Below are 18,356 nucleotides of genomic sequence, written 5' to 3' on the forward strand. Positions count from 1 at the left end.
AAGGCCGTCTAATCGCGGCCGCGTAGCCACGGGTTATCGCTGACGGTGCGAATATACAACTCTTCGACCTGCTTACGCGCCCACGGCGTGCGGCGCAAAAACTTCAAACTAGATTTAATGCTCGGATCGCTGCGAAAACAGTTGATGCGAATACGCTCCGCCAGCCCCGGCCAGCCATACTGGGCCACCAGTGCGTTCAGCAACTGCTCCAGAGTGATGCCATGCAGCGGATCTTTTGAGGGGAAGGTGGTCATATCGGCAGCTCGTTTTTCAATTGGCCGCACACCATAATCAGCTTTGGCGGGTGCGGCAAGGACTTTTGTTTCCCCGGCATTAGCGGGGCCAAGTACGGCCCCGCTGCACTATGCATCAGGAAATGGCGATAAACTGCTCGCGCAACTGCTGGATTTCATCGCGCAGTGCCGCTGCCTGCTCAAACTCCAGGTTCTGTGCATGGGTATACATTTGCGCTTCCAGTTCGCGGATTTTCTTCTCGAGCGCTTTTGGCGACAGCAGCTGATTCTGCGGCTGGCTTGCCACTTTGCCTTTGCCCTTCGCCAGGTTTTTACCGTTGACCGACTGGCCAATTTGCAGAATATCGCCGATCTTTTTATTCAGGCCTTTCGGCGTGATGCCTCGCTCGGCGTTGTATGCCTGCTGTTTGGCGCGGCGGCGCTCGGTTTCACCGATCGCCCTGGCCATGGAATCAGTAATTTTATCGCCGTAAAGGATCGCCTTGCCGTTCAGGTTACGCGCCGCACGGCCGATGGTCTGGATCAGTGAGCGTTCGGAACGCAGGAAGCCTTCTTTATCGGCGTCCAGAATCGCCACCAGCGAAACCTCCGGCATATCCAACCCCTCACGCAACAGGTTAATGCCCACCAACACATCGAATTCCCCCAGGCGCAGATCGCGGATGATCTCAACGCGCTCCACGGTATCGATATCCGAGTGCAGGTAGCGCACGCGCTCACCGTGTTCTTCCAGATATTCCGTCAGATCTTCCGCCATCCGTTTGGTCAGCGTGGTCACCAACACACGTTCGTTGATCGCCGCCCGCTTGCGGATTTCAGACAGCAGATCGTCCACCTGCGTGGTGACCGGCCGCACTTCGATTTCCGGATCCAGCAGGCCGGTCGGCCTGACCACCTGCTCGATAATTTCACCACCGGATTTCTCCAGCTCATATTTGCCCGGCGTGGCGGAAACATAGATCGTCTGCGGCGCCAGCGCTTCAAACTCTTCAAAACGCATCGGGCGGTTGTCCAACGCGGAAGGCAGGCGGAAGCCATATTCCACCAGCGTTTCCTTGCGTGAACGGTCGCCCTTGTACATACCGCCGATCTGCGGGATCGTCACGTGAGATTCGTCCACCACCAGCAAGCCATCCGCCGGCAGGTAATCGAACAGCGTGGGCGGCGGCTCGCCCGGCCCGCGCCCGGAAAGGTAACGCGAGTAGTTTTCAATGCCGGAGCAATAGCCCAGTTCGTTCATCATCTCCAGATCAAACTGGGTGCGCTGCGTCAGGCGCTGTTCTTCCAGCAGCTTGTTATTGGCCAGCAGCACTTTGCGCCGCTCGGCCAGCTCCAGCTTGATCTCTTCCATGGCCTGCAAAATACGTTCACGCGGCGTGACGTAGTGCGATTTGGGATAAATGGTAAACCGTGGCACCACCTGCTGGATCTGGCCGGTGAGCGGATCAAACAGCGACAGCCGCTCCACTTCCTCGTCGAACAGTTCCACGCGCAGCGCCAGCTCATCGGATTCCGCCGGGAAGATATCAATTACTTCGCCGCGCACGCGGAAGGTGGCGCGCTGAAAGGCCTGATCGTTGCGGGTATACTGCAGCTCCGCCAGCCGGCGCAGGATTGAACGCTGATCGATAATCATCCCGTTGGTCAGGTGCAGCATCATCTTCAGGTACAGATCCGGATCGCCCAAACCGTAGATGGCGGACACCGAGGCCACCACCACCACATCGCGCCGCTCCAGCAGCGCCTTGGTGGCCGACAGACGCATCTGCTCGATGTGTTCGTTCACCGAGGCGTCTTTTTCGATAAAGGTATCGGAGCTCGGCACATAGGCTTCCGGCTGGTAGTAATCGTAGTAAGAGACAAAATACTCCACCGCGTTCTCCGGGAAGAACTCTTTCATCTCGCCATACAGCTGCGCCGCCAGCGTTTTATTCGGCGCCAGCACCATGGTTGGCCGATTCAGATCGGCAATCACATTAGCGATCGTGAAGGTTTTACCCGAACCGGTTACCCCCAGCAACGTCTGATGCGCCAGGCCGTCTTCCAGCCCTTCTTCCAGTTTGCGGATGGCCTCCGGCTGATCGCCGGCCGGTTTGAACTCAGAATGCAGTTTGAACAGTTTACTCATCAGACTAGGCTACCCCGTGAGAAATGCGCGCTCAGGCGCCCCGTGAATCGCTTCACGGGGCGGCCCTTAAGTATGGAAAGCCCCGGCGAATTGCGCCAGTGCCATTATGATACTGGATATAAAACCAGCTTCAAGCAGATTTACCCGCCGTGGCGTTGGCGATGGGAAAACCGCAGCCTGCCGCCATTTAGCCCGGCACCAGAGCCCAGCGGCACACCAGGCAACCGCGATGCCCACGGCACAACTGCCCCAAGATCGGCCAGCCATGCACCGTTGCCCGGCTTTACGCGCACGCCGGCGATGACAATACGGTGACATTTTTATTGTCAATCACAGATTTATCCCCAAAACCCGCTCCGCGTTAACTTATCAGTAACACAACGGTAAAAATCCAGGCAAACGCATTGGCTTCATCAGGCATCGCTTGATTTTAGTTAATTATTTGATAAATATATAATTTAATAAAAAGATGAGAATACGGGCAACGCGAACACAACCCGCGCCGGCTCTCGCTTTAAGGCGTTTTTCTAAATCTAATACACAAGGTTATCCACAGGAATAGTGGATAACTCTTACCACCCCGCCAACCACGGGAGCTTCAGAAAGAACGCCTTTCGCTAGTCAAAACGGCTTAAAGGGTCTTTTTAGTTATTTTTTTCATAAAAAAATCGCTGTGTTTATGCCGATTAATGCTAATAAACCGGCCCGGCCGAAATTCATTTTCCATTTTCAACCGCCGCAAGGGGGGTTTACCTGCCCGATGGGTGAAATCCTGTGCACCATAACCAATCCCGGCAGCACCGCAAAAGTGCACACCCGGCGCTTACCGCCCAGACTTTGCCTGCGCCGCCTTGCCGCCAACCCGCCTCGCCCCTGCCGCCAGGTTAACACCACGCTAACAAGACGCTTTTTTATCGCCGCGATAAAGTTGGCCTGCTAATTGCAAAACCCCGTTAAGGATGGACAGCGCGGATAGAGAGTGAACCCCGCCTGTACGATAGAATCCTCTGCTTGAGTTGGCCTGTTACCGGTAAAACAAATCACCGCTAACGCAGTCATAAAAGCGAAACATAACGGGAATCCGGCTTTTAATGGCCATTTTTTCCTGAATATTAAATTTTAGCGGCCTTTCTGCGCTAACCACCCACGGTAGCCGGAACGGCATTTTATTCTGGCCGTTAATACACTTGGGAAAGAAACCGCTAACGCGGCGAGTACAGTTAAGGAGTGTGGATACACTCAGGACGTTGACGTTTGATTGCCATACCGGCGTTACGCCAGCGCCATTGAGGCGCACATCCACAAGTGCCAGGCCTTTGAGGAGAATGCCGATGTTAAGTTTAAGGTCGTTAAATCAGTATTACGGACAAAATCATACGCTGTGGGATATCAACCTGGAGCTGCCGCGCGGCCAATGCACCACCCTGCTTGGCCGCAACGGCGTGGGCAAAACCACACTGGTCAACTGCATCATGGGCCACTTGCCGGTGGTCAGCGGCAGTATGACCTGGCAGCCTACGGATGCGCCGCCGCAAAACCTGCTGCAACAGCCGGTGGAAACCCGCGCGGCGCTGGGTATCAGCTATGTACCGCAAGGGCGACAAATTTTTTCCCAGTTTAGCGTGGAAGAAAACCTGCAGGTGGCGCTGATGGCGGGGCGCGATAAACCGCATCGTATCCCGCCGTTGGTCTATGATCTGTTCCCCAATCTGTACGATATGCGCTCCCGCCGCGCCGGCGATTTGTGCGACGGCGAACAGCAACTGTTGGCGATTGGCCGCGCGCTGGTGCTGGAGCCGGAACTGATGATTCTGGATGAGCCGACGGCCGGCATTCAGCCGTCCATCGCGGCGGATATCACTAATGTGATCCGTAAAATCAACCGCGAGCTGGGGATGACCATCCTGCTGGTGGAACATTCATTGCCGTTCGTACGCCGCGTGGCAGATCGCTTCTGCCTGATGGATAAAGGCCGCAACGTGGCTAATGGCACGCTGGAACAGTTGGATGAGGAATTGATTAATGCCTATCTGGCAGTGTAAACAAACAGGGCGCAACGTGTACGCTGCGCCCTGCTATTACGGTTCAGGCCGGCAACGCCCCTAAATCAAGATACTGGCCAAGCGGCTGGCGCTCAATCTGCGGCAAATGCGGGATTTCCCCCAACAGCGGCGCAGCCAGCATGCGGCGCAGAGTTGCCAGGTATTCCTGATGACGAACCCCAGGCGCCACCACATCATTCGCAATCCAACCGGCCAATGTTAACCCCGCCTGCGTAATGGCCTGTGCGGTCAACACCGCATGGTTGATGCAACCCAGTTTAACGCCCACCACCAAAATCACCGGTAGCCGTTCCGCTTTTACCCAATCAGCAAAGGTATAGCTTTCCGACAGCGGGGTGAACCAACCGCCAGCCCCTTCAACCAGCAGCCAGTCTGCGCGTTGCTCCAGATGACGCAGCCCGGCGGATAAATGTGCCGGATCGATTGGCCGCGCTTCAGCGGCGCTGACGATGTGCGGCGACGTCGGCTCGGCGAAGGTGTAAGGGTTCACTTCGCTATAATCCAGCGTGACGCTGCTGTTGGCCTGCAGCGCCAACGCATCATCGTTACGCAGCCCCTGCGCCGTCATCACGCTGCCGGAAGCCACCGGCTTATAGCCCGCGCTGCGGTACCCTTGCTGGTTCGCCGCCTGCAGCAGCGCGCTGCTGGCCACGGTTTTCCCCACTTCAGTATCCGTCCCGGTGATAAACCAACGCTTAATCACGATAAATGACTCCATAGGCTAAATGATAACTGAGCGGAAACTGCCCGTGCTGGCGAGGGTAAGAGGCCTGCAATGCAGCCAGCCGCCGGCGGGAAAGCAGCCCGGCCCCGCGCCCGCCGTGCAGGTGCGTCGCGCCGATGCCTTTCAATGAGCGCATCAGCGCTATGACATCCGGGTAGTCCAGGGTGTGCCAGGCAGCCTGCAACTGATGGCGATAGGTACCGCAGGCGGCGCCTATCTGCGTCAGCGGCAGAAAATCATTCACGTGGCGCTCGCCGTCCACCAGTTGCCAGGCGTCCCCCAGTTCATACAGAGAACCTTGCGCCAGGGTGGAAAATAGGATCACCCCGCCGGGACGGGTGACCCGATACAGCTCCGCCAGCGCCTGCGGCAGGCTGGCGCACCATTGCATCACCAGGCTGCTGAAGCAGATATCCACCGCGGCGTCCGGCAACGGGATGTGTTCGATATCCCCCAGCAGGTAATCGTCGGCCGCCTGTTGTTGGCGGGCGTAAGCCAGCATGCCGGGGGCCAGATCGAGCGCGGTGACCCGTTTCCCCTGTTCGCGCCAGTGGCGACTGAAATAGCCGGTGCCGCAGCCGGCATCCAATACGTGGCGGCCGGCGTGCGCCGCCCCCATCCCCAGTAAGCGTTCACCAACGCTGCGCTGCAAGACAGCCGCGGCGTCGTAGCTGCCGGCGGCGCGGCTGAAGGCCGAAGCGACCGCCAGTTTATTGACGGCGTCAAACGCTGACGGCATGCAACACCTCCAGCAGGCGATCGATATCCTGTGGCTGGTGCGCCGCCGTCAGGGTGATGCGCAGCCGCGCGCCGCCCGGCGGTACCGTTGGCGGGCGGATGGCGCTCACCCACAGGCCTTGCGCCCGCAGGCGCTGGGCCAGATCGAGCGCCCGCTGGTTATCCCCCACCAGCAGCGGCTGGATAGCGGTTTGCGAATCGGTGAGCGTGAGCGGCATGCCCGCCACACCGGCGCGGAAGCGTTGAATATGCGCCTGAAGGCGCGCGCGCAACGCATCACCCTGCTGGATACGCTGCAACGCCGCCTGCAGCGCGCAGGCCTGTGCCGGCGGCATGGCGGTGCTGTAAATCAGGTGGCGAGCAAACTGCAACAGGTACTCGGCCAGCGGTTCGTCGCACAGCACTGCGGCGCCGCTGACGCCGAACGCTTTGCCGAAGGTCGCCACCAACACTTCCGGCCGCACCCCCTGCTGCCAGCAACTGCCTCGGCCCTGCTCGCCGCACACGCCGATGCCGTGCGCGTCGTCAACCATCAGCCAGGCGCCTGCCCGCCGGGTTAAACGGTGCAATTCAGCCAGCGGCGCGCTGTCGCCGTCCATGCTGAATACCCCTTCGGTCACCGCCAGCGTCTGGCCGCCGCAGGGTTTATCCAGCAACGCCGCCAGCGCCGCGGGCTGGTTGTGGTGAAAGCGCCGCAGTTGCGCAGGTGAGTGAGCAGCCGCTTCCATTAACGAGGCATGGCTCAGCTTATCCGCCAAAATGCGATCGTCCGCCTGCATCAACGCCGCCAGCAACGCCTGATTGGCCGCATAGCCGGAAATGAACAACAGCGCGCGCGGGTAGCCAAGCCATGCTGCAAGCTGCTGCTCCAGCGCGTAATGGGCTTCGCTATAGCCGGTCACGTGGCCGGAGCCGCCGCTGCCTACGCCATAGCGCCGCGCGCCCTGCTGCCAAGCGGCGATAACCGCCTCATCCTGGCTCAGGCCGAGGTAATCATTACCGGAGAAATTGAGGTAATGTTCGCCGTTAAGCTGAATCAGGCGGCCATTCCCCCCCTGGTTAACCTGCCGGCTGCGATAGGCAGCGGCTTGCCGCCGCGCTTCCAGCCCCTGGGCAATACGCTGCTGCCAGTCCATTATAGCGCCGCGTTGTAATATTCAGCCGTATCGGCATTCAGCAACTGCCTCGCCAGCACCTGCTGCTGTTGATTATCGCCGTGCTCGGTTTCGGTTTGCTGTGGGTTCAGCCCCAGCTTGCGGAACAGCTGCAGGTCTTTGTCTTCTTCCGGGTTTGGCGTAGTCAGCAGCTTGCAACCGTAGAATATGGAGTTGGCGCCGGCCATAAAGCACATAGCCTGAGTCTGTTCATTCATCTGTTCACGCCCGGCGGACAGCCGCACGTAGGAAGACGGCATCATAATGCGCGCCACGGCGATGGTGCGGATAAAATCAAACGGATCAACGTCTTCGTTATCCGCCAGCGGCGTGCCCTTGACCTTCACCAGCATGTTGATCGGCACGCTTTCCGGTGGCTTGGGCAGATTGGCCAACTGCACCAGCAGGCCGGCGCGATCGCGCACCGTCTCCCCCAGCCCGACAATGCCGCCGGAGCAGACTTTGATACCGGCTTCACGCACTTTTTCCAGCGTGTCCAGGCGCTCCTGATAGCTGCGGGTGGTGATGATGTTGCCGTAGAATTCCGGCGAAGTGTCCAGGTTGTGGTTGTAATAATCCAGCCCGGCCTCCGCCAGCCGCTCCGCCTGATCGTTATTCAGGGTGCCCAGCGTCATGCAGGTTTCCAGCCCCATGGCCTTCACGCCCTGCACCATTTGCTGCAGGTAGGGCATATCGCGCTCGTGCGGGTTTTTCCAGGCGGCGCCCATGCAAAAACGGGTGGACCCGGCGGCTTTGGCCTTGCGCGCCGAAACCAGCACCTGTTCCACCTGCATCAGGCGCTCGGCTTCCAGCCCGGTCTTGTAACGCGAGCTTTGCGGGCAATATTTGCAGTCTTCCGGGCAGGCGCCGGTTTTGATCGACAACAGCGTGCTCACCTGCACCTGGCGCGGGTCGAAGTGCTGGCGGTGCACGGTTTGCGCTTCAAACAACAGCTCAAGCAAAGGTTTTTCAAACAGGGCTTGGGCACGCCCTACGGTCCAGTGAATGCGGTCAGCCATTATGGCGTCTCCAAAATAAAAAAGTCTCGTCAGTTTAAATATTGTGGATATACTGTCAACCATTCGGTAATCAAATTGGTTTACAAGTATGTCGCTATCCCCTTCGGCGCTCGAATTTGATCGGCGCCACATCTGGCACCCCTACACCTCAATGAGCCATCCATTACCCTGCTACCCGGTGGAAGCCGCCAGCGGCGTAGAGCTGCAGTTGGCCGACGGTCGGCGCCTGGTAGACGGCATGTCATCCTGGTGGGCGGCAATCCACGGCTATAACCACCCGCGCCTGAACCAGGCCGCCTGCCAGCAATTGGAAAAAATGGCGCACGTGATGTTTGGCGGTATTACCCATCCAAGCGCGATTGCGTTGTGCCAAAAATTGGTGGCGATGACGCCCGAACGGCTGGAATGCGTATTCCTGGCGGATTCCGGCTCGGTGGCGGTAGAAGTGGCAATGAAAATGGCCTTGCAGTATTGGCAGGCGAAAGGCGAACGCCGGCAGCGCTTCCTGACGCTGCGCCATGGCTACCACGGCGACACGCTGGGCGCCATGTCGGTGTGCGATCCGGATAACTCCATGCATAGCCTGTATCAGGGCTATCTGGCGCCGCATCTGTTTGCACGCGCGCCACAGAGCCGGTTCGGCGGCGTTTGGGATGAGCAGGACATCACCCCGTTTAAACAACTGCTGGAACAGCATGCCGGCGAGATTGCCGCCGTGATTCTGGAGCCGGTAGTGCAAGGCGCCGGCGGCATGCGTATCTACCACCCCACCTACTTACAACGCGTGCGCGAACTGTGCGATCGCTATCAGGTGCTATTGATTGCCGATGAAATCGCCACCGGCTTTGGCCGCACCGGCACGCTGTTCGCCTGCGAACACGCTGCGGTGGTGCCGGATATTCTGTGCCTGGGCAAGGCACTGACTGGCGGCTACATGACGTTATCCGCCACCCTGACCAGCAGACAGGTGGCGGAAACCATCAGCAACGGCGCGGCGGGCTGTTTTATGCACGGGCCAACCTTTATGGGCAACCCGCTGGCGTGCGCGGTGGCTTGCGCCAGCCTGGATTTACTGGCGGAGAACCATTGGCAGCAGCAGGTTGCAGCGATCGAAACGCAGCTGAAACAGCAGTTGTTGCCGCTGGCGCACATGCCGAAAGTGGCCGACGTGCGCGTACTGGGCGCCATCGGCGTGGTTGAGATGCATGATGCGGTGGATGTGGCGCAGTTGCAGAAAGGCTTTGTCGCGCGCGGTGTGTGGATCAGGCCGTTCGGCAAGCTCATCTACCTGATGCCGCCCTATATCATTCAGCTCGAACAGCTCAGCCGGCTCACGGCCGCGGTTGCCGAAGCCGTACGTTGACGGCCAGGCCCCGCCCGGGGCCTGGCGCTACCAATGCTGGTTCAAGTAACGGGCCAGCCAAACCAGGCACAGGATCCATAGCGCAATAATCACCACCATCGCCAGGCGGCCGGTCGGGTTATCCATACGCTTTTGCGCCCTGGCGCGAAACTCTTGCATCAATGGTTTCGGGATAAGACGCACCGCCAGCATGATGCCGAGCGGCACTAGGATCACGTCGTCCAGATAGCCGAATACCGGGATAAAATCCGGGATCAGATCGATAGGCGATACGGCATAACCCGCCACCAACAGGGCGATAAGTTTGGCATACCAGGGCGTGCGCCGATCGCGCGCGGCCAACCACAATGCATAAATGTCGCGTTTGATGCCGTTGGCCCAGCGGCGCAGCCAGCCAAACCAAGGCGAACGTTTTTTAAAAGAGATCATGGTTATTTCATATAAGTGCGTAAAACGGACATCAGTTGTTCAACGTCCTGCTCGCGCTGCTGGGGCGTTGCGTCTTCCGCCGCCAGATGATTGCGCACGTGCCCTTCCAATACCTGAGCCATCAAGCCATTGACCGCGCCGCGTACCGCCGCAATTTGTTGCAGGATCTCAGAACATTCACTCCCGCTCTCCAATGCGCGCTCCAGCGCATCAGCCTGCCCTTTGATGCGACGCACCCGCGCCAATAGCTTCTTTTGATCTTTGATCGTATGGCTCATAAACGATTTCCGTTTGTTAACTACTATACTGGGGTATAGTATAATTTATCATTCACCCATGACGTAGGGACTTGTCATTATGCCTTCATCCACATTAACCGTCCGGCCACAACATAATCACATTTTTGACGATGGGAATCCATTGGCAGAAAAGCACACCCGTTGGGCGGCCATCCTCACCGCGGCGATGATGGTCATTGAGATTGTCTGCGGCTGGTTGTTCAACTCGATGGCACTGCTGGCGGACGGTTGGCACATGAGTTCACACGCGCTGGCAATGGGGCTTTCCGTGTTGGCCTATACTGCCGCCCGCAGGTTGGCGAATAACCGCCGCTTCAGCCTCGGCACCTGGAAAATCGAAGTGCTGGCAGGCTATACCAGCGCGGTTCTGCTGGTAGTAGTTGCCGTGTTGATGCTGTTCCAGTCTGTCGAACGCCTCTTCACGCCAACGCCGATCCACTACAGTGAAGCCATCGCCATTGGCGTTGCCGGGCTGGCGGTTAACCTGATTTGCGCCTGGCTGTTGCGCGCGACGCCGGATCACGGGCATGGGCATGGGCATCATCACGGCCACGGCGAAGATCTCAACCTGCGCTCGGCCTATTTGCACGTGCTGGCCGACGCCGCCACCTCGGTGCTGGCCATTCTGGCGCTGGTGGGCGGCCTGCTATGGGGCGCCGCCTGGCTTGATCCACTGATCGGGATCGTCGGTGCCGGGTTGGTTGCCGCTTGGGCCTATAGCCTGCTGCGTGAAACGGGAAAGATCCTGCTGGATGCCGAAATGGATAACCCGCTGGTTGAGGAGATTAAAGACACGCTGGCCCACTCCGGCTATAGATTAACCCTGACCGATCTGCACCTGGGCCGCATCGGCAAAGGGAAATATCACTGCATATTGGCGCTAAGCAGCCCAGATGCTACTCTCACGCCCGAACGCGTGCGCCAATTGCTGCGCGCGCACAATGCGTTGGTGCATATCACGGTGGAAATCAGCCACCCAACGCCAACGGTTGTATTGTTCAGGCAAAACGATCTAGTTTAAGAGTTCGCTTTTCTCGACAACCAGGAGTCATCATGGCTTTTCGTTTGTACAGTAATGATCTGCAAGACGGCGCCAAAATGCCTGAAAAGCAGGTGTTCAATGGCATGGGCTATCAGGGCGAGAACCTTTCGCCGCACCTGGCCTGGGATGGGGCGCCGGAAGGCACTAAAAGTTTTGTGATCACCGCTTACGATCCCGATGCGCCGACCGGTTCCGGCTGGTGGCACTGGACCGTCGCCAATATCCCGGCCGACGTGCGTGAGCTGCCGCAAGGGGCCGGCTCGGGCAAACCGGGGCTGCCAGCGGGTGCAGTGCAGGGCCGCACCGACTTCGGTAAAGCCGGCTATGGCGGCGCAGCGCCGCCACAGGGCGAAAGCCACCGCTACCAGTTCACGGTATACGCGCTGGATGTCGATCACATTGACGTTGATGAAGGTTCAAGCGGCGCTCTGGTAGGCTTTAACGTGCACTTCCATACGCTGGGCAGTGCGGCACTGACGGTAATCTACAGCTAACCCCGCGAATAATAATCAGGGCGCAACGGCGTTGCGCCCTCAATCTTACCGCTTTACTGCGCCAGAATGCTTACCCACATCGGGCCTTTACCCACCGGGTAACGCGCCAGCGTTTTCAATGTGCCATCCGCGCTATTAATCGCATAGACCGCAATATGATCGGACTGCTGCCCGGCGGAAATCACATAGCGCCCACTGTGATCGATATTAAAGCCGCGCGGCTGCTGTTCCGTAGGGTGGTGCCCGACGACGCTCAGCGCGCTGCCGTCTTGCGCCACGCGGAAAATCGTCAGAATGCTGGCGGTGCGATCGCTGGTATACAGGAAGCGGCCATCCGGCGTGATGTGGATATCCGCCGCCCAACGGGTGCCGCTGAAATCCGCGGGCATAACGTCGAGCGTCTGCACCGTGGTGTATTTTTTGCCGTCTTCGCCGATCGCCAGCACATCCACCGTGCTGTCCAGTTCATTAACGCAATACGCATAACGTTGATTGGGATGGAAAGCCATGTGGCGTGGGCCGGCGCCGCTGGCAGCGTCGATCTCTGGCTGGCTATGGGGCGCCAGTTGCCCCTGTGGGCTCAGATCAAACAGGCGAATGCGGTCTTCCTTCAGGCACGGGATCAGCACCAGTTGGTTGGTCGGATCGATATTCGCCGAGTGCGGCGCCGTCAAACCGTTGATTTCCTGCAGCGGCGCGGCCACAACGCCATCTTCGCCGATCGGGCTGACGCTGGCACAGTTGCCGCTGTATGAAACCGAGAACAAATAACGCCCCTGCAAATCGGTGGAAATATGCGTCGGCCCACCCGGCAACGGCGCCATCCCGGCCTCCTGCAGCCTGCCGTCCTCATCGATACGGTAGCTCACCACGCCAAAGGCGGGGCGGACGCCAACGTACAGATAGCGTTTGTCCGGATGAATGGCGATCGGCTGCACCTGCCCGGGTACGTCAACGGTCTGCAGCAGTGCCAACGCACCGGCATCATCCAATTGCCATACGTGAATCTGCTGGCTTTCCGGGCTGGCGACATAAACGATTTGCTTCATTTGGGCTCCTTGAACAGGGTAAAAGAGAAACCGGTTTCATTTTTGCGGTTTTCCTTAGCTTACCTCAGGCGCCGGCCGTCGGCTATCGGTGTGCGTGCGCATTGCGGCGTTTATAGCCAATTTATTTACCCGCTTGCTCTCGGTTAAATAACCCGAAAATTCATCAAAGTTATTAATAAAAGATAAATAATATTCTTGATAAATATTTTTTTAAAAATGCGTCTTTTTTTGCATTTTTTCCCCTGAAGCGATCCAGCCCCCTGATTTGAACCTATTTTCACGCTACAAAAACAACCGGTTAAATCATCATACTAATAATTTTTCGCCTGCGCAGTTAGGGAGCTTTATGCAAGAATATCTGCAGTTTCTGCTGGGGGTTTCCCCGCTTTTAGTCATGATATTTTTAATTCTTAAGGTCAAGACACCTATCCACTACGCCGTTATTGTTACCCTCCTGCTTTCTTTAGGTGTGGCCGCCTTTTTCTGGCACACCCCGTTGCAAACCCTGACATCGGCGGTTATCTACGGTTTCATCAAAGGGCTGTGGCCGATTATCATCGTGATCCTGGGGGCGATTTACAGCTACAACCTGATGCTGAAAACACGCAGCATGGACGTACTGCGGGATGTACTGGCCAGCATCAGTGATGATAAGCGTATTCAGGTGCTGCTGATTTCCTGGTGCTTCGGCGGCTTTCTGGAAGCGGCCGCCGGTTACGGCACGGCGGTGGCGATCCCGATCGGGATTTTGATCGCGCTCGGGTTCAACCCGCTTAAAGCCGCCATCGCCTCGCTGGTGGCCAACACGGTGCCAACCGCGTTTGGCGCGGTAGGTATCCCGGTTTCTATTCTGGCCGAGCAGGTCAATCTACCGGTCACCGCGCTGGGCGGAACGATTATCGCCCAACTGGCGTTATTTAATATTTTGCTGCCTTTTGTGATCGTCGCGATCATCGGCGGCGGGGTTAAAGCCATCCACGGCGTATTTGGCATCACCTTGCTGTGCGGTATCACCACCCTGATCCCACAGTATTTCGTTGCAGTTCACCTGGGAGCCGAACTGCCGGCGTTCGCTGGCAGCCTGGTGAGCCTGCTGGCCGTCGCGCTGTTGGCCAAAAGGCGCAAGGGCGCGGCGGTTGACGACGCCTACCGCATCGCCAACACGGCATTATCTGCCCGCCCCCACTATACCCTGCCCCAACTGCTGCAGGCCTGCGCCATTTACCTGCTGATTTTCGTCTTTATCCTGCTGTGCTCACCGCTGTTCCCCGGCATCAAAAGCGCCGTGGCGCAGGTGGCCTCCAGCCTGGCGTTGCCGTTGGCCAACGGCGGTGCGCTCAAGCTCAAAATCGACTGGATCGCCACGCCTGGGGTACTGATTATCATCGCGACCCTGTTGGGCGGTTTTATCCAGGGCGCGTCTCTGCCTGACATGCTCAAGACCTTTTGGGGCACCGTAAAACAGTTGAAGAACTCCATCATCGCCATTACCGCGATCGTAGCGATGGCCACCGTGATGGACGTCAGTGGGGTTATCGCTACGCTGGCGCAAACCATGGTTAACACCACCGGCGGCGCTTATCTGTTTATCGCGCCGGTCATCGGCGCGCTGGGCACCTTTGTCACCGGGAGCGACACCAACTCCAACGTGCTGTTCGGCAAACTGCAAACCGCGGCGGCGGAAAAACTGCATGTCGATCCGCTGTGGCTGGCGGCGGCCAACACCTCTGGCGCAACCGGCGGCAAAATGATCTCCCCACAGAGTATCGCCATTGCCGTTTCCGCCACGCGTATGGAAGGCCAGGGCAGCGCCATCATGGCCGGCACCCTGAAGTACTGCGCAGCCTATATCATTATTCTCGGCCTGAAGGTGGGCCTGGTGTATTACCTGTTTATGGCATAGCGGAAAGCGCGGCGGGTATTACGGTTTTATCCGGGGGTGAGACGGTGTACCATCGGTTGATTATTTCGCTGACAATTAATGAGACACGCTATGAGCTATCGCGTTATTGCCCTCGATTTGGACGGCACCCTGTTGGACAAACAAAAACGGATCTTGCCTCAGTCGCTTGAAGCGCTGGCGGCAGCACAGGCTGCCGGGATTAAAGTGGTGGTGGTGACCGGCCGCCACCACGTGGCAATCTATCCGTTCTACCATGCGTTACAGCTTGATACCCCGGCTATTTGCTGCAACGGCACCTACCTCTACGATATCCATCAGCAAAAGGTGCTGGATGCCGATCCGCTGCCAAAAGCGCAGGCGCAGCAGGTGTTGCAGTTGCTTAAGCAGAGCCGCATCCACGGGCTGATGTATGTGGACGATGCCATGCTGTATCAGGAAGAAACCGGCCACGTCACCCGTTCGCTGGCCTGGGCCGAAACCCTGCCAACGGCGCATCGCCCAACGTTGCTGCAAGTTGACAGCCTGATGCAGGCAACCGACGACGCGCAGGCGATCTGGAAGTTCGCTACCTCGCATAATGATATCCCGGCCTTGCGCACCTTTGCCGAAACGGTTGAGAAAGAGCTGGGGCTGGCCTGCGAATGGTCATGGCACGATCAGGTGGACGTCGCCAAAAGCGGCAACAGCAAAGGCAAGCGCCTGCGCCAGTGGGTAGAATCCCAGGGTTTGAGCATGGATCAGGTTGTGGCGTTCGGCGATAACTATAACGATCTGAGCATGCTGGAAACGGCCGGGCTTGGCGTCGCAATGGGCAACGCGGATGATGCCATCAAGGAACGCGCCGATTTGGTGATCGCCGATCATCTGCAGCCAGGCATCGCCGACGTGATCCGCACCCGAGTTCTGGCATAAAGCTCTCTTCCCCGCTATCTCTTATACGTTGATCTTCTCTGCTTCCGCGGAGAAGATCCTCCGTCTATCTATACGCACATGTTTACAGAGAACGAGATTTAAGCCCGGAACACAAACCCAACTCAGGCTGCTCCCTCTCCCTGCGGGAGAGGGTTGGGGTGAGGGTGAGGCCGTTCGCGACTAATCGCCACGCTTTTCACCTGTGCATACAGCTTCATCCCCGGCTGGATCGCCAGTTCATCGCGCGCCCATGGTGTGATCCGCGCCCAGAGTACGTTATCCCCCACGGCCAGCTTCACCTCCACCTGCTCGTCCACATCCAGACATTCAAGCACCTGCGCCGGCAGCACATTGCGAATACTGCTGTTCACCGGGGGCTGCAGCACCAAAGAAACATCGGAAGAATCAACACGGACGCGTAACGCCGTGCCAACCGGCGCCTGAATGCGCCCCACCCATAAGGGATAATCCCCAACCCCCAACGCAGTCATCGCATAGTGGGAATGGTGCTCCATAACGCGAACATTCAGCACGCTGCTTTGATCCGCTTGTTGCAGCCACGGCCGCAGTACGCTGCTGGCCCAGACGTCTTCCAGTGCGCCAAACGCACGCACTTTTCCCTGATCCAGCACCATCACCTGTTCGGCAAGGCGCAGAATTTCTTCCATGCTGTGGCTGACGTAGAGAATCGGGATCTTCACATCCTGCGCCAGCCGTTCCAGATAGGGCAACAGCTCACGCTTGCGCGGCTGATCAAGCGATGCCAGCGGCTCGTCCATCAACAGCACCTCTGGCGCGGTCAGCAGCGCCCGGCCAATCGCCACGCGCTGTTTTTCACCGCCGGACAACGTCATCGGCAGGCGGTTCAACAGCGGCGCAATCCCCAGCAGCTCGACGATGGCATCAAACTGGCTGCGCATAGCCGCAGCCATGCCATATTGCAAATTACCGCGCACCCGATAGTGCGGGAACAGGCGGGCATCCTGAAAAACATAGCCGATGCGGCGTTTTTCCGGCGGCAAACATAGCCCGGCGGCGGTATCCAACAACACCCGGCCATTGAGCACAATGCGCCCGCGTTGCGGCCGCGTCAGGCCGCCGACGGCGTTAATCAGCGAGGTCTTGCCGGCGCCGGACAACCCAAAAATGGCCGTGATCCCGTGCGCCGGCAGGTTGGCTTTCACCTGCAGATCAAGATCGCCAAGCCGTTGCGAAAAATCCAGTTCCAGCATGACTACACCCCTAACCGCTTACGGCCCCAGCGGGACAGCCATTCGGATATCAACAAAGAAGCCAGGGAAAGCACGATGGCTATCACGCACAGGCGCGCCGCTGCCGCTTCCGCTCCCGGCGTTTCAATCAGGGTATACATCGCCAGCGGAATAGTGCGGGTTTCCCCCGGAATGTTGGAAACGAAGGTAATGGTGGCGCCAAACTCCCCCAGCGAACGGGCAAAGGCCAGCACCACGCCGACAATAATACCCGGCAGGGAGAGCGGCAGCGTAATAGTGAAAAACACCCGCCATGGGTTGGCGCCCAGCGTGCGCGCCGCCTGCTCCAAACGGGTATCGATCGCCTCCAACGCCAGCCGGATGGCACGCACCATCAGCGGAAACGCCACCACCGCCGAAGCCAGTGCGGCGCCGCGCCAGCTAAAACTGAAGCTAAAGCCGAACCAGTCATACAGCCATTCGCCGATCACGCCGCGCCGCCCCATGGCGACCAGCAGTAAATAGCCGATCACCACCGGCGGCAGCACCAACGGCAGATGAATCACGCTGTCCAGCAGCGATTTCCCAGGGAACCGGCAGCGCACCAGGATCCAGGCCATCAATATGCCCAGTGGCAAACTGCCGATCACCGCCACCACCGAGACTTTGAGGCTCAGTTCAACCGCCTGCCACTCATACTCGCTCAGCATCATTAGCGTGGGGTAAAGCCATATTTTTTAAACACGACGGCCGCTTCCGGGCCCTTCAGGTAGTCATAGAACGCGGTGACGGCAGGGATCTGGCGATCCTTAACAATCGCCATTGGGTATTCAACCGGCTTGTGGCTGTCTTCCGGGAAGACGCCGACGACTTTCACCTTGTTGCTGGCAACGGCATCGGAACCGTAGACGATGCCTAGCGGCGCTTCACCACGCTCCACCAGCGCCATCGCGCTGCGCACGTTATTGGCGCGCGCCAGTTTAGGCTCCAGCACCGCCCAGGCACCAAGATTACCTAACGCTTCTTTGGCATAGATACCCGCCGGCACGTGATCCGGATCGCCCACCGCCAGGCGGCTGCCGTTAAGCAGTTTGGTCCAGTCCGTCTGTTTGGAAATGGTCAGTTTGTCCTGTTTGCTGTCTTGTGCGGCGATCAGCACCAGCTCATTGCCCAACAGGGTGTAACGGGTTTCTTTCACCATTTGCTGTTTATCAATGGCGTAATCCATCCACTGCTGATCGGCTGAGATAAACATATCGGCCGGCGCGCCTTGTTCAATCTGGCGCGCCAGCGTGGAAGAAGAAGCGAAAGAAGAAACAACCTGCACATCCTTGCCATGCTGATACTGTGTCGCGATATCCTGCAGCGCATTGGTCAGCGAAGCCGCTGCAAATACCGTGATTTTATCCGCCGCCGACGCCTGCATCACCATGCCGGAAGCCAACACCATACCGCCGATCCATTTGGTCCATTGCTTTTTCATTGTTTTCTCCGCCAATTAATAAATGAACACATTCTACGCTGTATAATGAAGACTATAGCGTTGGGTGTAAAGAGAGTGATTGGCTTTTGCG

18 protein-coding genes are annotated in these 18,356 nt (G+C 58.2%); 6 read left to right on the forward strand and 12 right to left on the reverse strand.

What is annotated here, in order from left to right; genetic code table 11:
- Positions 1-8: 8 nt before the first annotated feature.
- Both ACN28Q_RS05265 and uvrB read right to left on the reverse strand, forming a co-directional pair.
- Positions 9-254, reverse strand: a complete 246-nt coding sequence (locus ACN28Q_RS05265) for a VF530 family protein (protein WP_095845381.1) — start codon at positions 252-254, stop codon at positions 9-11.
- Positions 255-369: 115 nt separating this feature from the next.
- The gene (gene uvrB / locus ACN28Q_RS05270; RefSeq protein ID WP_095845382.1) at positions 370-2,382 is read right to left on the reverse strand and encodes an excinuclease ABC subunit UvrB; all 2,013 of its coding nucleotides are present in this window, start codon (positions 2,380-2,382) and stop codon (positions 370-372) included.
- A gap of 1,331 nt (positions 2,383-3,713) precedes the next feature.
- Between uvrB and ACN28Q_RS05275 the strand changes: the two genes are divergently transcribed.
- Positions 3,714-4,424 carry an ABC transporter ATP-binding protein gene (locus tag ACN28Q_RS05275; RefSeq protein ID WP_095845384.1) on the forward strand — a complete coding sequence of 237 codons (711 nt, stop codon included), beginning with the start codon at positions 3,714-3,716 and terminating at the stop codon, positions 4,422-4,424.
- A 43-nt stretch (positions 4,425-4,467) separates the two neighbouring features.
- Here the strand turns inward: ACN28Q_RS05275 and bioD are convergent, their stop codons facing one another.
- The 4 genes from bioD to bioB are packed head-to-tail and all read right to left on the reverse strand — an operon-like array spanning position 4,468 to position 8,080.
- A complete protein-coding gene (gene bioD, locus ACN28Q_RS05280; protein ID WP_095845385.1) occupies positions 4,468-5,148 on the reverse strand; it encodes a dethiobiotin synthase in 681 nt (226 codons plus the stop codon).
- Positions 5,141-5,908, reverse strand: coding sequence for a malonyl-ACP O-methyltransferase BioC (gene bioC / locus ACN28Q_RS05285; protein WP_095845386.1), 768 nt, complete (start codon positions 5,906-5,908; stop codon positions 5,141-5,143). Before bioC ends, bioD begins: the two co-directional genes overlap by 8 nt.
- Positions 5,892-7,043: an 8-amino-7-oxononanoate synthase gene (gene bioF, locus ACN28Q_RS05290; RefSeq protein WP_095845387.1), complete on the reverse strand. Its 1,152-nt coding sequence runs from the start codon at positions 7,041-7,043 to the stop codon at positions 5,892-5,894. The genes bioC and bioF overlap by 17 nt, the downstream gene beginning before the upstream one ends.
- On the reverse strand, positions 7,043-8,080 hold the full coding sequence (gene bioB, locus ACN28Q_RS05295) for a biotin synthase BioB (protein ID WP_095845388.1): 1,038 nt from the start codon (positions 8,078-8,080) through the stop codon (positions 7,043-7,045). Before bioB ends, bioF begins: the two co-directional genes overlap by 1 nt.
- An 88-nt stretch (positions 8,081-8,168) precedes the next feature.
- Here bioB and bioA point away from each other — a divergent pair, with 88 nt between their 5' ends.
- Positions 8,169-9,443 (forward strand): adenosylmethionine--8-amino-7-oxononanoate transaminase, encoded by a 1,275-nt coding sequence (bioA, locus tag ACN28Q_RS05300; protein ID WP_095845389.1) that lies wholly within the window; start codon positions 8,169-8,171, stop codon positions 9,441-9,443.
- 27 nt (positions 9,444-9,470) lie between these two features.
- Here bioA and ACN28Q_RS05305 read toward each other — a convergent pair whose 3' ends face one another.
- Together ACN28Q_RS05305 and ACN28Q_RS05310 are read right to left on the reverse strand one after the other, a co-directional pair.
- Positions 9,471-9,872, reverse strand: a complete 402-nt coding sequence (locus tag ACN28Q_RS05305; protein WP_095845390.1) for a YkvA family protein — start codon at positions 9,870-9,872, stop codon at positions 9,471-9,473.
- Between the two features lie 2 nt (positions 9,873-9,874).
- The gene (locus tag ACN28Q_RS05310; protein WP_095845391.1) at positions 9,875-10,150 is read right to left on the reverse strand and encodes a metal/formaldehyde-sensitive transcriptional repressor; all 276 of its coding nucleotides are present in this window, start codon (positions 10,148-10,150) and stop codon (positions 9,875-9,877) included.
- Positions 10,151-10,292: 142 nt separating this feature from the next.
- Between ACN28Q_RS05310 and dmeF the strand changes: the two genes are divergently transcribed.
- A complete protein-coding gene (dmeF, locus tag ACN28Q_RS05315; RefSeq protein WP_269467120.1) occupies positions 10,293-11,192 on the forward strand; it encodes a CDF family Co(II)/Ni(II) efflux transporter DmeF in 900 nt (299 codons plus the stop codon).
- A gap of 32 nt (positions 11,193-11,224) precedes the next feature.
- Entirely contained in the window at positions 11,225-11,707 is a 483-nt protein-coding gene (locus tag ACN28Q_RS05320) for a kinase inhibitor (protein ID WP_095845393.1), read from the forward strand.
- Positions 11,708-11,760: 53 nt separating this feature from the next.
- Here the strand turns inward: ACN28Q_RS05320 and pgl are convergent, their stop codons facing one another.
- The gene (gene pgl, locus ACN28Q_RS05325; protein ID WP_095845394.1) at positions 11,761-12,756 is read right to left on the reverse strand and encodes a 6-phosphogluconolactonase; all 996 of its coding nucleotides are present in this window, start codon (positions 12,754-12,756) and stop codon (positions 11,761-11,763) included.
- 346 nt (positions 12,757-13,102) lie between these two features.
- On the opposite strand from pgl, the gene ACN28Q_RS05330 reads away from it, so the two are divergent.
- Both ACN28Q_RS05330 and ACN28Q_RS05335 read left to right on the forward strand, forming a co-directional pair.
- Entirely contained in the window at positions 13,103-14,659 is a 1,557-nt protein-coding gene (locus ACN28Q_RS05330; RefSeq protein ID WP_095845395.1) for an L-lactate permease, read from the forward strand.
- A 90-nt stretch (positions 14,660-14,749) separates the two neighbouring features.
- Positions 14,750-15,571, forward strand: a complete 822-nt coding sequence (locus tag ACN28Q_RS05335; RefSeq protein ID WP_095845396.1) for a pyridoxal phosphatase — start codon at positions 14,750-14,752, stop codon at positions 15,569-15,571.
- A 122-nt stretch (positions 15,572-15,693) separates the two neighbouring features.
- Here the strand turns inward: ACN28Q_RS05335 and modC are convergent, their stop codons facing one another.
- From modC to modA, 3 genes are read right to left on the reverse strand one after another with little or no spacing between them, the layout of a single operon-like run.
- Positions 15,694-16,803 (reverse strand): molybdenum ABC transporter ATP-binding protein ModC, encoded by a 1,110-nt coding sequence (modC, locus tag ACN28Q_RS05340; RefSeq protein WP_095845397.1) that lies wholly within the window; start codon positions 16,801-16,803, stop codon positions 15,694-15,696.
- A 2-nt stretch (positions 16,804-16,805) separates the two neighbouring features.
- Complete coding sequence (gene modB, locus ACN28Q_RS05345; RefSeq protein ID WP_095845398.1) at positions 16,806-17,495, reverse strand: molybdate ABC transporter permease subunit; 690 nt, start codon at positions 17,493-17,495, stop codon at positions 16,806-16,808.
- The gene (gene modA / locus ACN28Q_RS05350) at positions 17,495-18,265 is read right to left on the reverse strand and encodes a molybdate ABC transporter substrate-binding protein (protein ID WP_095845399.1); all 771 of its coding nucleotides are present in this window, start codon (positions 18,263-18,265) and stop codon (positions 17,495-17,497) included. Before modA ends, modB begins: the two co-directional genes overlap by 1 nt.
- Positions 18,266-18,356: the final 91 nt, after the last annotated feature.

Origin of the sequence: Gibbsiella quercinecans, from assembly GCF_002291425.1 — a bacterium.
GTDB lineage: Bacteria > Pseudomonadota > Gammaproteobacteria > Enterobacterales > Enterobacteriaceae > Gibbsiella > Gibbsiella quercinecans.

Excerpts from the sequence above, each read along its gene's own strand:
- ACN28Q_RS05330 (WP_095845395.1), top strand. The coding sequence starts at position 13,103 with ATGCAAGAATATCTGCAGTTTCTGCTGGGGGTTTCCCCGCTTTTAGTC.
- ACN28Q_RS05320 (WP_095845393.1), top strand. The coding sequence starts at position 11,225 with ATGGCTTTTCGTTTGTACAGTAATGATCTGCAAGACGGCGCCAAAATG.
- pgl (WP_095845394.1), bottom strand. The coding sequence starts at position 12,756 with ATGAAGCAAATCGTTTATGTCGCCAGCCCGGAAAGCCAGCAGATTCAC.
- ACN28Q_RS05335 (WP_095845396.1), top strand. The coding sequence starts at position 14,750 with ATGAGCTATCGCGTTATTGCCCTCGATTTGGACGGCACCCTGTTGGAC.
- ACN28Q_RS05305 (WP_095845390.1), bottom strand. The coding sequence starts at position 9,872 with ATGATCTCTTTTAAAAAACGTTCGCCTTGGTTTGGCTGGCTGCGCCGC.
- uvrB (WP_095845382.1), bottom strand. The coding sequence starts at position 2,382 with ATGAGTAAACTGTTCAAACTGCATTCTGAGTTCAAACCGGCCGGCGAT.
- bioF (WP_095845387.1), bottom strand. The coding sequence starts at position 7,043 with ATGGACTGGCAGCAGCGTATTGCCCAGGGGCTGGAAGCGCGGCGGCAA.
- bioB (WP_095845388.1), bottom strand. The coding sequence starts at position 8,080 with ATGGCTGACCGCATTCACTGGACCGTAGGGCGTGCCCAAGCCCTGTTT.
- modA (WP_095845399.1), bottom strand. The coding sequence starts at position 18,265 with ATGAAAAAGCAATGGACCAAATGGATCGGCGGTATGGTGTTGGCTTCC.
- bioA (WP_095845389.1), top strand. The coding sequence starts at position 8,169 with ATGTCGCTATCCCCTTCGGCGCTCGAATTTGATCGGCGCCACATCTGG.
- modB (WP_095845398.1), bottom strand. The coding sequence starts at position 17,495 with ATGATGCTGAGCGAGTATGAGTGGCAGGCGGTTGAACTGAGCCTCAAA.
- ACN28Q_RS05310 (WP_095845391.1), bottom strand. The coding sequence starts at position 10,150 with ATGAGCCATACGATCAAAGATCAAAAGAAGCTATTGGCGCGGGTGCGT.
- bioC (WP_095845386.1), bottom strand. The coding sequence starts at position 5,908 with ATGCCGTCAGCGTTTGACGCCGTCAATAAACTGGCGGTCGCTTCGGCC.
- ACN28Q_RS05275 (WP_095845384.1), top strand. The coding sequence starts at position 3,714 with ATGTTAAGTTTAAGGTCGTTAAATCAGTATTACGGACAAAATCATACG.
- ACN28Q_RS05265 (WP_095845381.1), bottom strand. The coding sequence starts at position 254 with ATGACCACCTTCCCCTCAAAAGATCCGCTGCATGGCATCACTCTGGAG.
- modC (WP_095845397.1), bottom strand. The coding sequence starts at position 16,803 with ATGCTGGAACTGGATTTTTCGCAACGGCTTGGCGATCTTGATCTGCAG.